This window comes from Faecalimonas sp. LCP19S3_D12, from assembly GCF_052121495.1.
GTDB lineage: Bacteria > Bacillota > Clostridia > Lachnospirales > Lachnospiraceae > Faecalimonas.
In genome coordinates, this window is the sequence record NZ_JBQKED010000001.1 from 45,478 (window position 1) to 60,582 (window position 15,105).

Sequence of the window (15,105 nt, forward strand, 5' to 3'; positions counted from 1 at the left end):
TTGGCAATCCTCCTATTCTTCGTCTAACATATCGTCAAAATCGATGTCATCCGGTTCTTCAAATTCCTCTTCCTCTACGTCCACAAGCTCTTCACCTGCAAATTCCTGTTGGCTGAAGCCATGCTCTCCATAAGATTCATTCTCAGAGTTATACTTTCTATCTCCTTCAATAATGGAGTGTAAATCTGTTTCACCGTAATCGATTGTCTCCATAATCTCAACTTCTGTCTGATCTTCACGCAATACTCTCACATCAAGTCCCAATGACTGAAGTTCTTTCAGGAGTACCTTGAATGATTCCGGAATACCCGGTTCTGGTATATTATCTCCTTTGATGATTGCTTCGTATGTCTTCACACGACCAACAACATCATCCGATTTCACAGTTAAGATCTCCTGTAATGTATATGATGCACCATATGCTTCCAGTGCCCAAACTTCCATCTCTCCGAATCTCTGTCCACCAAACTGAGCCTTACCACCTAACGGCTGTTGTGTTACCAGTGAGTAAGGACCAGTAGAACGAGCATGAATCTTATCGTCTACTAAGTGGTGCAGTTTCAGATAGTGCATGTGTCCGATTGTAACAGGGCTGTCAAAGTATTCTCCTGTACGTCCATCACGAAGACGAACTTTACCATCACGTGACAGCGGAACACCTTTCCACAATTTTCTGTGTTCTCTGTTATCTGATAAATACTGTAATACTTCCGGAAGTAACTCTTCACCATGTTTCTTCTCGAACTCTTCCCATTCAAGGTTTACATAGTCATTTGCCAGATCTAATGTATCCATAATATCGATCTCGTTCGCACCATCGAATACCGGTGTTGCGATATTAAATCCAAGTGCTTTCGCTGCAAGACTCAAGTGAATCTCAAGCACCTGTCCGATATTCATACGCGACGGCACACCAAGCGGATTCAACACGATATCAAGCGGACGTCCGTTTGGAAGGAATGGCATATCTTCTACAGGAAGTACACGGGAAACAACACCCTTGTTACCGTGACGACCAGCCATCTTATCACCAACAGAAATCTTTCTCTTCTGCGCGATATAAATACGAACTGCCTGGTTTACTCCTGGTGAAAGCTCATCACCGTTCTCTCTTGTAAATACTTTCGCATCTACAACGATACCATATTCTCCGTGAGGTACTTTCAGGGAAGTATCCCTTACTTCTCTTGCTTTTTCTCCAAAGATTGCACGAAGTAATCTCTCTTCTGCTGTCAGTTCTGTCTCTCCCTTCGGAGTTACTTTACCAACTAAGATATCCCCTGCACGAACCTCTGCACCAATACGAATAATACCTCTATCATCCAGATCTCTAAGCGCATCATCACCGACCCCCGGAATATCACGTGTAATCTCCTCAGGTCCTAATTTCGTATCGCGCGCCTCCGCCTCATACTCTTCAATATGAATAGATGTATACACATCATCCTGTACTAATCTTTCACTCAGCAATACAGCATCCTCATAGTTGTAACCTTCCCATGTCATGAAACCGATCAATGGGTTCTTACCAAGAGCCATCTCACCATTAGATGTCGAAGGACCATCTGCGATCACCTGTCCGGCTTCTACTTTTTCCCCTTTGACAACGATTGGTCTTTGGTTGTAGCAGTTACTCTGGTTACTGCGCAAAAATTTTGTCAATTTATATGTTTTCTTTGTTCCATCATCATGCTTTACAACAATCTCTTTCGAAGTAGAACGCTCGATCACACCAGCCTGCTCTGCCACAATACATACACCAGAGTCTACCGCTGCTGTTGTCTCAATACCTGTACCGATAACCGGAGCTTCTGTCATCATAAGAGGCACCGCCTGTCGCTGCATGTTTGATCCCATAAGCGCACGGGTAGGGTCATCATTTTCAAGGAACGGAATCAGCGCTGTCGCCACGGAAAATACCATCTTCGGTGATACATCCATGTAATCAAATGCTGTTCTTTCATATTCCTGTGTCTCTTCACGATAACGACCAGCCACATTTTTGTGAATAAAATGTCCCTCTGCATCAAGAGGTTCATTAGCCTGCGCCACATGATAGTTATCTTCTTCATCTGCTGTCATGTAAACTACTTCTTCTGTCACAACCGGATTCTTCGGATCTGTCTTGTCGATCTTACGGTATGGTGCTTCAATAAAACCATACTGATTGATTCTCGCATAAGTCGCAAGCGAGTTAATCAGACCGATGTTAGGACCTTCCGGTGTCTCAACAGGACACATTCTTCCGTAGTGAGAATAATGCACGTCGCGCACCTCGAATCCAGCTCTGTCTCTTGAAAGACCACCTGGACCAAGTGCAGACAAACGTCTCTTATGCGTCAACTCACCAAGAGGGTTGTTCTGATCCATGAACTGTGACAGCTGTGAAGAACCAAAGAACTCTTTTACAGCTGCTGTTACCGGTTTGATATTAATCAATGACTGTGGTGAAACTCCCTCTAAGTCCTGAGTCGTCATTCTCTCACGAACCACTCTTTCCAATCTTGACAGACCGATTCTGTACTGGTTCTGTAGTAATTCTCCGACCGCACGGATACGTCTGTTACCTAAGTGGTCGATGTCGTCATCTGTTCCCATTCCATATTCCAAATGAATATTATAGTTGATAGACGCTAAAATATCTTCTTTTGTAATATGTTTTGGAATCAATTCATGTATATTTTTATGGATCTCTTCTTTTAATTCGTCAATGTCCCCAGCTGTTTCTTCTAATAATCCAGCAAGCACCGGATAGTACACTGCCTCTGTCACGCCAACCTCTTCTGGATCAATATCTACAACCGCTCCCAAATCCACCATCATATTAGAAAGCACTTTGATATTACGTTCCTCACCTTCTACGTCAATCCATACATATGGAACTGCCGCATTCTGGATTGCTGTGGCTTTTTCTCTCGATAACTTCTCACCTTTTTCAGCAACCACTTCACCTGTCATCGCATTCACAACATCCTCTGCCAATACCTGACCTGTGATACGGTTCTGAAGCGCTAACTTCTTATTGAATTTGTAACGTCCTACTTTTGCAAGGTCATAACGTCTTGCATCAAAGAACATGCTTGTGATAAGGCTCTCTGCACTGTCCACCGCAAGAGGCTCACCCGGACGAATCTTTTTGTATAACTCTAATAGACCTTCCTGATAATTCTCAGCAACGTCCTTTCCAAAGCTTGCTAAAATCTTAGGTTCTTCACCGAACAGTTCCAAGATCTCTGGATTTGTTCCGATACCAAGTGCACGAATTAACACTGTAATCGGTACTTTTCTTGTTCTATCAACACGAACGTAAAATACGTCATTCGAATCTGTCTCATACTCTAACCATGCACCACGATTTGGGATTACTGTAGAAGAATATAATTCTTTACCTACTTTGTCGTGCGCGATTGCATAGTAGATTCCAGGAGAGCGAACTAACTGACTTACGATAACACGTTCAGCACCATTAATCACAAAAGTACCTGTCGCTGTCATAAGCGGAAGATCTCCCATGAAAATCTCGTGCTCGTTAATTTCATCTGTTTCTTTATTATAAAGTCTTACTCTCACTTTCAAAGGTGCCGCGTAAGTTGCATCACGCTCTTTGCATTCCTCGATGGTGTACTTTACATCATCTTCGCATAGTGTAAAATCTACGAACTCAAGGCTCAGATGACCGCTGTAGTCAGAGATTGGTGAAATATCTTCAAACACTTCTTTTAATCCTGCGTCCAGAAACCACTGATAAGAATTTTTCTGAACTTCAATTAAATTCGGCATCTGTAATACTTCTTTTTGCCTTGCATAGCTCATACGCGAACTTTTTCCGTTTGTGATGGGACGAATTCTGTTTTTCTCCATTGACGTTTCACTCCTCGTATATATATTTTTCTGGGTTACATTGCATTCAATAGTCCATACTACTCCACAATAGTGCATCTTTAACCCTACCACAAAAAAACAGGCTTGTCAATTATTTTTTAGAAAGACTTTATTTTTGCGATTTAAAACCGATATATTAATCAAAGACATTCATAACAGAAAGGAGGTCAAGAATTGAAATTAGAGGCTTTATCAGGCAATTCCCCTCAGATACATTCTTCCTTTGAAAATTCGAAAATCCCCTCTGGTTCCGACACATTCAAAACCGTAGACAGCCTCATAGATGAACTGAAGAGCAAGTACAACCATCTAAATTTTACATTCTTATCATTTGCTAATCAATCGGAGTTAAAAGACTACGCTTCTGCATCCAGCGGAACAAACAATGTTATAATCGCACCGGAGCTTTTAGACAAAATGCTTGCAGATACATCTGTCTATAACAAAGTTACAGGCATATTGGATAATTTCTCAAAGTATAAGGAAAACGCTCAATTCGAAACATTGTTATCGGGAAAAACACTGACTTCTATGGGATTAGTGTTAGATGAAAATGCCAATTTATCCACATGGACAGCATCCTCAGAAAATCGTGAACAATTTCCTTATGTTCCATCTTCCGAGAAAAATCCTTATGGATTTGACTTTTCACATTATGAGACAAAGAAAGACACACCCTATAAAACACCTTACAAATATTCTCATAGCTCTAATATGATGCGTCTCGCCAACGCCAAAAATGTAACTTCTGTACGCGGACTCATCGCATCCAAATACAGCGAAATATCAAAAGTAAAACTGGAAGTCACAGACAAGGCAGAAGCCGCATCCATTATCCGAAAAATAAAAGCAGTGATTCAAAATGGAAATATTAAAATTGCAAGACTTCACAAAGAAGAACGAATCTATGAGCAAAAAAAACTCGCAGCCAAACGGCAAAAAATAAAACTCGAAAAACTTCTAACCGAACAATTACAAAAAAAACGGATTGCTCGCAAAGGGCAGGAACATTGCCAGACGATTTGCATGGACGATATTTTTCCAAATCCATCTGCAGAAGAACTCAAATATCAGAATATCATAGGAGCACAGATTTCTTCACCATCGGCTCTTCCACCGAGTTATACACCAGTTTCACCCGCTTCTTCCATCGAAACTTCGCCTGTTACTGTTAGTGTTTCTATTAATATTTCTGTTTAATCGAATTGGGGCGTTGCAAGTTAATTCTTACAACGCCCCAAAATATATTTTGTCTCTATCGATCAAAACAATTATTTTAATTCTACAGATGCACCTTCTGCTTCTAATTTAGCTTTGATTTCTTCAGCTTCCGCTTTAGAAACACCTTCTTTGATTACTTTAGGAGCTCCGTCTACGACTTCTTTAGCTTCTTTTAATCCAAGTCCTGTGATTTCACGAACAACTTTGATTACTTTAACTTTAGATGCTCCTGCTGATGTTAATTCTACGTTGAATTCATCTTTTTCTTCAGCTGCTCCAGCTGCGTCTCCACCTGCTGCTGCAACTACAACACCTGCTGCTGCAGATACACCAAATTCTTCTTCACATGCTTTTACTAATTCATTTAATTCTAATACTGATAATTCTTTGATCGCTTCGATCATTTCAGCTGTTGTTAATTTTGCCATTTTATTTACCTCCATTGTTTTAAATGTTTTGATTTTCAGGACTGTATCCTGTCTGATTCTTCTTGAATCTTCTCTGAGTCTTACAATTACTCAGCTGTTACTTCTTCTGCTGCTTCAGCTGGAGCTTCTACTGCCTCTCCACCTTTTTCAGCGATTTGATTAAGAACACGAGCGAAGTTTGTAATAGGTGACTGAATGCTTCCAAGGAATTTGGAAAGTAATTCTTCTCTTGAAGGGATTTTTGATAATTCCTGAACTCCAGCAACATCATATACTGTTCCTTCAACCACACCTGCTTTTACTTCTAATTTTTCAGCTCCTTTTGCAAATTTGCAAATAATTCTAGCTGGTGCTGTAGCGTCATCTTTAGAAATAGCAATAGCACTTGGTCCTTCTAAGTATTCGTTCAATCCTGCAAAATCAGTTCCTTCGAACGCTCTTTTCATCATTGTGTTTTTGCAAACTTTGTAGATGATTCCTGCTTCTCTTAATTGTTTACGTAATTCTGTATCCTGAGCTACAGTTAATCCACGATAATCAACTAATACAACTGATGCTGCATCTTTTACGTCCTCAGCGATTGCTGCAACGATTGGTTGTTTTAATTCAACTTTTGCCACGAATGGTGCACCTCCTTATAGATTATTGTGTACCGCCGTTCGAATAAAGATAAAAAATCCTCTCGCCATACGACAAGAGGACAGTAAATTCACATAATTCATCGAATTCAAATCTCCTCGGTAGGCGTTTCACTACTTATGCCTTTCGGCACCTACTGTCTTCGGCAGTTTCCTAATACAAATTATCATGTTTTTTTCTATATGTCAAGCTGTTTTTCAAATTCTTTAAATAATTATTTATAGGTAGAGCCAAAACAAGTGACTCCCGGTAATATAAAAAGTTATTACCAGACCGAAAACCAGTCTGGCAATAACTCTTTTCATATATTTTTGAATATCAATTATACTAATTTAGCTGGGTTAATTTTCACACCCGGTCCCATTGTAGATGTTAAAGTAACGCTCTTTAAGTACTGTCCTTTAACAGCTGCTGGTTTCGCTTTCATAATTGCATCAATAAGCGTCTGGAAGTTGTCCGCTAATTGTTCTTCTGTGAAAGAAGCTTTTCCAAGTGGCACATGGATAATGTTTGTCTTATCTAATCTGTATTCGATCTTACCAGCTTTGATATCGTTAACAGCTTTTGTAACATCCATTGTTACTGTACCAGCTTTCGGGTTTGGCATTAAACCTTTTGGTCCAAGTACACGACCAAGACGTCCAACAACACCCATCATATCTGGTGTAGCAACTACAACATCAAATTCAAACCATCCTTCGTTCTGAATCTTCGGAATTAAGTCTTCTGCTCCTACGTAATCTGCTCCTGCTGCTTTTGCTTCTTCAGCTTTTGCATCTTTTGCAAATACTAAGATACGAACTTTTTTACCTGTTCCGTGTGGTAATACAACAGCACCACGGATCTGCTGGTCTGCATGACGTCCGTCACAACCTGTTCTGATATGAGCTTCAATTGTCTCATCGAATTTCGCTACTGCAGATTTTTTAACTAATGCAACTGCTTCTTCTTTGTCGTAAAGATTTCCTCTTTCGATCAATTTCGCAGCTTCTACATATTTCTTTCCTCGTTTCATATTCAATAACCTCCTAGTGGTAATATCGGGAGAGCCCCTCCCACGTTACATGTTTACAATTTTACTCTTCTACTGTTACACCCATACTTCTGCATGTTCCTGCGATCATACTCATAGCAGCTTCTACTGTTGCAGCATTTAAGTCTGGCATTTTTAATTCAGCGATCTCCTGCAATTGAGCTTTTGTAATCTTAGCTACTTTTGTTTTGTTTGGAACACCTGAACCAGATTTTAATCCGCAAGCTTTTTTAATCAAAACTGCTGCCGGTGGTGTCTTTGTGATGAAGCTAAAGCTTCTATCATTGTAAACTGTGATAACTACAGGGATGATCAAATCACCTTGATCTGCAGTTTTAGCATTGAATTGTTTTGTAAATTCAACAATGTTTACACCATGTTGACCAAGTGCTGGACCAACCGGTGGTGCTGGAGTTGCCTTTCCAGCTGGAATCTGTAATTTAATATAACCTTGTACTTTTTTTGCCATTTTGTGTACCTCCTTGTGGTATTCGCGGGGATTTCCCTCCCACTTTTACTTGTTACATTTTTTTCACTTCTGAGAAACTTATTTCTACTGGCGTTTCACGACCAAACAATTCTACATTGATTACAAGACTTTGTTTTTGAGCATTCACTTCCTGGATTACTCCAACCGTATCTTTCCATGCTCCCTTGGTAACTTTTACAACCTCACCAATCTCAAAGTCTACAACAATGTCTGCATCCATAATTCCAAGAGCATCAATCTCAGCCTCTGTAAGCGGAACCGGTTTGGATCCCGGACCTACAAATCCTGTCACCCCTCTAGTATTTCTCACGACATACCATGTATCATCATTCATAATCATATGAATCATCACGTATCCAGGGAACATTTTTTTCTGAGCTGCTTTCTGCGTTCCGTTTTTCATCTCAACAACTTCCAGCATAGGAACTCTTACTTCTAAGATCTGATCCTCAAGGTGTCTGTTTTCAATCGTCTTATCAATGTTTGCTTTTACTTTGTTTTCATACCCAGAATAGGTATGAACTACATACCATTTTGCTTCTGACATAAAATCACCTTTCATAATTGCTGGCAGCTATTACTTCACCAAGAAGTCAATACCATATTTCACAATGACATCAACAACCGCAATAATCGCTCCTAATACTATTGAGCACGCCGTAACTGCCACAGTCTGCTTAGCAAGTGTTTTTTTATCCGGCCAAATGATCTTTTTAAACTCTGCTTTAAGACCTTTGAACCAGCTTGTCTTTTTGGCTTTCTCTTTTTTTTCAGCCATTCCATTCACTTCCTTTCCACAAACTATTTTGTTTCTTTGTGCATTGTGTGTGATTTGCAGAACTTACAATATTTTTTTGTTTCCATACGTTCCGGATGAGTTTTCTTATCCTTTGTCATATTGTAGTTACGCTGTTTACATTCTGTACATTCCAATGTGATTCTTGTGCGCACAACTTCCACCTCGCTTTATTTATTTCTTTTACATGTTACTTGGCAGTTTGCGAGACCGCCCAATTTTAGGCATAAAAAAAAGACCTACTTCCATTCGCTAGTACAGTGTACCATACCAGCGAATGGGCGTCAAGTCTTATTTTTTCATATCGATTTTCTCAATATGCTGATTTATTTTTTTCTCTTTTTGCTGATAATCACACCAACAATTGCACCAATTGCAAGAACTGCCACAACTACAACTCCTATGATTGCACCTATTGAGGTGTTATCTCCCGTCTTAATACCATCACCTTTAGAATTTTTATCTTTGTCCTTGTCAGGTGTTACAACATCCACTTTTTTCAGTTCTTTCGCCGCCTTTGCAACCGCATCAACCGCTGCCTGCAAATCTTCTTTTGAAATGTTTTCATTTGCAAGAGCTGCTTTCAATCCGTTCATAGCTTCTTCGTAAACTTTCCAGCTTTCTGCTGTATAGTTGTCTTTCTTGTAGTACTCAAGACAGTCATCATAATATTTCTGTGCTTTTTCTTTGTCTACTTCTTCTGGAGTCGGAGGCACCGGATATTCTTCAAATACTGCATATACGGTCATATCTGCATTTACAATTGTATCTTTTGTCACTACCGTACCTGTTCCATCTGCTTTCGTGTTCCAGCCTTTAAATGTGTATCCGTCTTTTGTTGGATTTTCAGGAAGTTTGTCTCCAATTGCTTTTCCTTCTTCCACCTTTACTTCCTGAGTTTTTCCATCTACATTGAATGTAACTGTAAACTCGCCTTTTTCCGGTGGATTTGTACCTCCATCTTTTGTAAAGTATGCATAAATACTCATGTCATCTTTTACAATTGTCTCAGCTGTAACTTTGTCTCCTTTTCCATCTTTTTGTGTAAACCAGCCTTGGAATGTGTATCCATCTTTAGCCGGATCTTTCGGAAGGACCTCTCCGAGTTTTTCTCCCTTAAGGATTTTTTCTTCTGTCACAGTTCCATCAATATCAATTGTAACTGTCGCTTCTGCCGAAGCCGAAACAAGTTCTTTAACCGCTCTGTTCAGCGCATCTGTTGCCGCTTTCGCTGAAGGCTGTGTTACATTTTCGCCATTCAGAACTGTCTCCGCAATAGCCAATACTTTTTGCATTGCCTCCCAAGATTTCGCTGTATAATCCTCTTGCTTCAAAGCGTTTGCCGCCTGAATTGCCTTAGTAAGTTCTGTTTTATCTGCTTTCTTCACAATAGAACCTTTTGCCGCATTCAAAGCCTTCAGTGCATCATCAACCTCTTCCTGTGTTGCCTTTTCATTGTTGTTGACTTTCTTTGCTTCACCTAATTTATCTTGGAGAATGCTCCATGTGTATGCTGTGTAATCCGCTTCTTTCAATCCTTCTTCTTCAATCGCTTTGATTGCCTCATCAAGCTTTGTTCTGTCTCCCGGTTTCGGTTCTTCTGTGCTTTCATCAGCAACCATGCGGAGGCGGACTTCTGCGATAGCCATGTCTGATGTTGTTTTTTGACCATTTGACATCGTCTCTACGCCTGTGATTTTTATATATTTTGCCTCTGTCGGCTCATTAAAGTTTGCTTCCAGCCATCCCGCTTTCGGTGTCCAATCTCCTGTCGCAACAGTCGTCCATTTCTGTTTGTCTGTGCTTACTTCCACTTTGTATTTGCTTATAAATCCGTTTTGATGTCCCTTACTTACATCATCACTCTCATATCTAGGATAATAACGCAATTGGTCTAATTTCACCGTCTCTTTTAGTTCCATCTGATACCAAAGATCAGCTTTTTCAGGTTTAGAATCTTGAGCCCATGACGTATGCCACCATGTTCCTGTATTATCATCCAACGCTTTCTCCACTGGGTTACTGCCCTGCGTGCTTCCTGCTGTTCCCGTAATCTTCCCTACCGGATAATCCTCTGACGTTCCCGCTCCTGTCGTCTCTGTAGATACGACACGAAGTTCTGCCACTGTCATATGTTTATCTGCGCCATCCGCTGCATTTGTGTGAACGCCCACCAAGCGTACCTCTTTTGCTGTCACAGCATCAAATGTCACTAACTTCCATCCCGAACTCGGATTTTCAAATGTTCCTTTTGTCGCTTCTTTCCATTCACCATTCTCCGTATCACGATATTCTACACGATATTCTGTAACATTTCCATTGCCATTTCTTGGAAGATAACGGATACCGGTCACTTCTGACGCTTTGTCAAGTCTCAAGCCAACCCAGCGTTTCTCGACATCGCTTCCGTCCTGTGAACCATTAGCATAATTTGTATGCCAATGTGAACTAGCATTATTGTCAAGAACCAAATTCGCCGGTCCTTCAGTTCCCGTTCCGGCGAATGCGCTATCCGCAAATGCCGTCAGTTTGTTCACCGGATAGTCTTTGCTGCTATCTTCTGGAGCGAGTGGCTTTTCCTGCTCCAAATATACAGTAAATTCATCTCTTGTCTTATGGTCTTCCGATTCAAGCAATACAAGAATCTTCTTATCGTTTGCCGGAAGAACGGTCACCGACGCATTATCTGCGCCTGTTGCTGTTACAGTTGCACTTTTTGCCGGCAAGTAATATGTGCCTGCCTCAAGATCTTTTTCTGTCGCTTCTTTTCCATCCACAACCAAAGATTCTAAGCCTGCTGTTGTATTTGTCACAAAGCTTCCCACCGCTTTTTTAATCTCAATCTCTGTAATACCCGTGCATGGTTTCACGTCTGCTTTTGTCTGCTTCTCTGCATTGGTCAGTTTGAACTTTATGAATGTTGCTGTCACTGGCGCAAATGAATATGTATATGGTTTTACATTATTCTTTTCCTCGCCAATCTTCTCTGTTGTATCCACTTTAGTCCATGGTCCGTCTGCCGATTCAGCAACATAAATCTCTGTCTTGCCCGCACCCGGATAAGTTGCGGAATTGCTGTCTTTAAAGAAGTGAATCACCACTTCTCCAAGTCTCTGCTGTGTTGCATATTCAAATGTAATCTCTGCAGTATTGTGACCTTCCTGAGAATACTGGTAGTTCGTCCAAGCAGTCGGATTTGGTCCGCCTCCTGTATTTGAACCAATCTCTGTCTTTCCATCCCAAATAGCTGTCAATGTATCTGACTGGCTGCCTTCTGGAATATTCTGTGTCAACGTCAAATATTTATCAATACTTCCTTCAATCTTAATCTGTTCATTCTGCACACGTACAGTCGCTGTCACCGGCAACACATCACCAAGAACAGTTGCAACTCCATGTACAGTTACATAACCTTCTTTGTTATAAGCATCTTCTGCCACATCTTCCCATGCCACTTGGAATGAGGCATCCATAATTGTTCCGTCTGCCGCAATCGCCTGTCTTGTTTCTGGAATTACTGGCACTGTGCCAACCGGTGTTGTCGTTGTGTAGTTCATCAGACCGCCAAGCTGGTCGATTACATACACGATTACGGACACCGAATAAAGACCATTCACTGTGCCTGTTATACCAACCACACCCTCTTCTGGAAGTTCTTTCTTTTCCCAAACTACCGGAAGTTCCTCCGATGCGCCGTCTGTATAACGAGTCTCAATCTTCTCTGGGAGCACCACTTCATTGCCTGTCTTCACATAATATGTCTTTGACATATAGAAGCTGTCCACACGTTTTTCTGTCTCTTCTCCATCACCAACTGCTTTTGTAGTCACTTTCACAGCATCAGACTCTAAACCATCTGCTTTCGCAGTTACCGTAAATTCTCCTGCTGTCTTTGTAGACTGTACAATCGCAATCAGAGAACCATTATATGCCCGTCTATTATCTGCCTGATAAGAATCATGGTCTGTCTGCCATCCATTATCCACACCAACAAGAACTCCGTCACCTTCCACATCAAACGTCACACGGTTCTTTGCATCCGGTACGATATTACCATCTTTGTCTGTCACGTCCACCTGAACATATGCAAGGTCTTTTCCGTCTGCATCAATCTCTTTGCGGTCAACTTTTGCATCTAGTTTCTTTTCGTCACCTGTTGTTGTCACGAAAGAACGCCCTTCCGTCTCTTTAATCTCTTTGCCGGACTTGTCATATGCAACCGCTGTAATCGTTCCGTCTTCGTAGGCAACGTTCCATGTCAGATACAAATTCTTATGCGCTGTATTACTCTTGCCTTCCCCTTCATATATCTGGTACTTGTATCCTGCATCCGTCGTTTTCTCTGTAAATGTCTTTTTACCAAGTGATTTTTTCTCATCGCTTCCCGCCGGTGTAAAGAACAGCTCTACTGCTGCCGCATCGGAATATACGACAACCGGAACTTGTCCGTTCACATTTGCCACAACATCCTGATTCCATGCCGGAAGCACATGCAGTGTATTCACACCCTCATTCCACTGGCTCTGATAGAAGTAGTAAGAATCTTTCGGAAGTCCTGCCGTATCCACGATACCAAAGAATGAGTTCTTCGGAGAAGGCCATGTTCCTTTCGCGCCTCCATTAGTACCGTTCCACGGTGTCGGCTCTCCAAGATAGTCGAAGCCTGTCCATACATACTCGCCCGCCATATAGTCTTTCGTAATAATATCATACCAAGCAGAACTTGCTACCGCTCCCCAGCCGACTGACTTTTCATCGTAAGAAGTCAAATCCTGATTCGATTCATTGCCATCCGCCTTGTAGTATACGCCGCGGCTGTTGATTGCTGATGCAGTCTCCGAACCATATAACATCGTGTTTGGATATTTGTCATGCACCGTCTTATATTGTTCTGCATCACAGTAGTTAGCACCAATTGCCCCACCTGCTTTCTGCAATGAAGCTGCCATCGCCCATGAATTAGGGTTCTGCGCTTTCAGCTTGTTGTCACCAATAGTCGCCGGTCTAGAGCTGTCCAGCTTCTTCGCCCAATCAATCAGCGTCTCCGCAACTTTCGGGAAATCATTTTCACCACCAGCGCCTTCCCATATCTCGTTACCTAAAGACCACATAATAATCGATGGAGCATTCTGTCCGCGCTTAATCATGCTTGTCAAATCAAACTGCGCCCATGACAATCCACCCACTTTTCCAAGAATGTCATCACTTGATGCTGCTTCTAACGGCTGTGCGTCTCCGCCGATAATCTTATTATCTTCTTCAACTGCCTTTTCAAACCAATTTGCATAATCCTGATTATTACCATTTTTATTATACATCCAACCGTCGAATGCCTCTTCGATGACAAGCATACCTTTTTCATTACAGATCTCAATCAATTCGTCTGCCGCCGGGTTATGTGTCACACGGATAGAGTTACAACCCATCTCTTGCAGAATCTCTACCTGACGTTCGATTGCACGACGATTCGCCTCCGCACCGAGCGAACCCTGATCGTGGTGCATACATACACCCTTCAACTTCATCGGTTCACCATTCAGTTTGAATCCGGTACTTCCATTCTGCTCTGTATAGCGAAATCCATACTCTGTCTCATATGTATCTACCACAGTATCCCCTACCTTCACTTCCGTCTTAACAGTGTAAAGATTTGGATTCTCTGTACTCCATAAAGCAGGCTTATTTGCCGGCAGAGTCGCTTCAATATCAGCTCTTTGTCCTGCTTCAATCGACTTCGCCTCTGTTGTCACAGTTCCGATGCTGTCCTCTGTTCCTTTTTTGTAAATTGTATGTGTAAGCACAACATTTGCAGCCTCTTTATTTTCATTGGCAACTGTTGTCTTTACAGACATATTTACAGTTCCGCCTTTTTCTGTTTTCAAATTCGGTGTCTCAATCTTTGTTCCGTACAAGTCTACGTGAACTTTGTCCATTACAGAAAGATTCACGCTGCGGTAAATACCGCTTCCTGAATACCAGCGGCTTGAAGGTGTCTTATGATCCACCTTCACTGTAATTACATTCTCTTTTCCGTATTCTACCAAGTCAGTAATATCAAACGAGAATGGTGTGTATCCATATGGATGCGTACCAAGCTTTTCACCATTCACCCACACGGTAGCATTCATATAAACGCCACCAAAATCAATGCGGAGTTCTTTTCCCTTCATGTCTTCCGACACTATAAAGTGCTTTCTGTACCAGCCTGTTCCTCCTGGAAGATAAGCGCTTTCTGCTTCCATTGATTTAGAATACTCTTGCTCAATGCTGTAATCGTGTGGTAAATTTACATTTCTCCAACGAGAATCATCAAAGTTTTTGCCTTCTGCGCCACTCGCATCCCCCAGATAGAATTTCCAGTTATCATCAAAATTCTGTTCTCGCACTGTGGCATCACTATATGTATTCACATATACCACTTCTTTGTCTGATGACATCTGTGTTTCTTGATTTACTGGGTTCTGCGCTTCTTTTGCATACGCAACAGTCATACTGCCAAAGCTCGGTGCAATTAACACTGCTGCCAATGCCGACGCTACTACGCGTCTAATCTCTTTTCTTTCCATAGTATCCCCCAATCTTTTTAGTATCATTTTCTTAGAACTGCATATTATTA

At 41.4% G+C, this 15,105-nt stretch carries 10 protein-coding genes and 1 other annotated feature; of the genes, 1 reads left to right on the forward strand and 9 read right to left on the reverse strand.

Translation table 11 applies throughout. The annotated features are described in order from the left end of the window. Positions 1-12: 12 nt before the first annotated feature. Positions 13-3,861 carry a DNA-directed RNA polymerase subunit beta gene (gene rpoB, locus ACTQXY_RS00240; RefSeq protein WP_441657784.1) on the reverse strand — a complete coding sequence of 1,283 codons (3,849 nt, stop codon included), beginning with the start codon at positions 3,859-3,861 and terminating at the stop codon, positions 13-15. A gap of 195 nt (positions 3,862-4,056) precedes the next feature. Between rpoB and ACTQXY_RS00245 the strand changes: the two genes are divergently transcribed. Beyond that, on the forward strand, positions 4,057-5,082 hold the full coding sequence (locus tag ACTQXY_RS00245) for a DUF6033 family protein (protein ID WP_441657785.1): 1,026 nt from the start codon (positions 4,057-4,059) through the stop codon (positions 5,080-5,082). Between the two features lie 71 nt (positions 5,083-5,153). Here the strand turns inward: ACTQXY_RS00245 and rplL are convergent, their stop codons facing one another. From rplL to ACTQXY_RS00285, 8 genes are all read right to left on the reverse strand, one after another. Then, positions 5,154-5,531, reverse strand: a complete 378-nt coding sequence (gene rplL / locus ACTQXY_RS00250) for a 50S ribosomal protein L7/L12 (RefSeq protein ID WP_022250263.1) — start codon at positions 5,529-5,531, stop codon at positions 5,154-5,156. Positions 5,532-5,617: 86 nt separating this feature from the next. Then, on the reverse strand, positions 5,618-6,151 hold the full coding sequence (gene rplJ / locus ACTQXY_RS00255; RefSeq protein ID WP_156556804.1) for a 50S ribosomal protein L10: 534 nt from the start codon (positions 6,149-6,151) through the stop codon (positions 5,618-5,620). A 42-nt stretch (positions 6,152-6,193) separates the two neighbouring features. After that, positions 6,194-6,334, reverse strand: a sequence feature (ribosomal protein L10 leader region). A 158-nt stretch (positions 6,335-6,492) separates the two neighbouring features. After that, on the reverse strand, positions 6,493-7,185 hold the full coding sequence (gene rplA / locus ACTQXY_RS00260) for a 50S ribosomal protein L1 (protein ID WP_004612832.1): 693 nt from the start codon (positions 7,183-7,185) through the stop codon (positions 6,493-6,495). Positions 7,186-7,246: 61 nt separating this feature from the next. Continuing rightward, positions 7,247-7,672 carry a 50S ribosomal protein L11 gene (rplK, locus tag ACTQXY_RS00265; protein ID WP_441657786.1) on the reverse strand — a complete coding sequence of 142 codons (426 nt, stop codon included), beginning with the start codon at positions 7,670-7,672 and terminating at the stop codon, positions 7,247-7,249. A 52-nt stretch (positions 7,673-7,724) separates the two neighbouring features. Further along, a complete protein-coding gene (nusG, locus tag ACTQXY_RS00270; RefSeq protein ID WP_071144524.1) occupies positions 7,725-8,240 on the reverse strand; it encodes a transcription termination/antitermination protein NusG in 516 nt (171 codons plus the stop codon). Positions 8,241-8,270: 30 nt separating this feature from the next. Then, positions 8,271-8,471 carry a preprotein translocase subunit SecE gene (gene secE / locus ACTQXY_RS00275; protein WP_441657787.1) on the reverse strand — a complete coding sequence of 67 codons (201 nt, stop codon included), beginning with the start codon at positions 8,469-8,471 and terminating at the stop codon, positions 8,271-8,273. Positions 8,472-8,494: 23 nt separating this feature from the next. Then, positions 8,495-8,644: a 50S ribosomal protein L33 gene (gene rpmG, locus ACTQXY_RS00280; RefSeq protein ID WP_044987260.1), complete on the reverse strand. Its 150-nt coding sequence runs from the start codon at positions 8,642-8,644 to the stop codon at positions 8,495-8,497. A 171-nt stretch (positions 8,645-8,815) separates the two neighbouring features. Next, the gene (locus ACTQXY_RS00285; RefSeq protein ID WP_441657788.1) at positions 8,816-15,055 is read right to left on the reverse strand and encodes a discoidin domain-containing protein; all 6,240 of its coding nucleotides are present in this window, start codon (positions 15,053-15,055) and stop codon (positions 8,816-8,818) included. Positions 15,056-15,105 lie beyond the last annotated feature (50 nt).

Bases quoted from the DNA above. Each gene is read 5' to 3' on its own strand.
- rpoB (WP_441657784.1), bottom strand. From the start codon at position 3,861: ATGGAGAAAAACAGAATTCGTCCCATCACAAACGGAAAAAGTTCGCGT.
- rplL (WP_022250263.1), bottom strand. From the start codon at position 5,531: ATGGCAAAATTAACAACAGCTGAAATGATCGAAGCGATCAAAGAATTA.
- rplA (WP_004612832.1), bottom strand. From the start codon at position 7,185: ATGAAACGAGGAAAGAAATATGTAGAAGCTGCGAAATTGATCGAAAGA.
- rplK (WP_441657786.1), bottom strand. From the start codon at position 7,672: ATGGCAAAAAAAGTACAAGGTTATATTAAATTACAGATTCCAGCTGGA.
- nusG (WP_071144524.1), bottom strand. From the start codon at position 8,240: ATGTCAGAAGCAAAATGGTATGTAGTTCATACCTATTCTGGGTATGAA.
- secE (WP_441657787.1), bottom strand. From the start codon at position 8,471: ATGGCTGAAAAAAAAGAGAAAGCCAAAAAGACAAGCTGGTTCAAAGGT.
- ACTQXY_RS00285 (WP_441657788.1), bottom strand. From the start codon at position 15,055: ATGGAAAGAAAAGAGATTAGACGCGTAGTAGCGTCGGCATTGGCAGCA.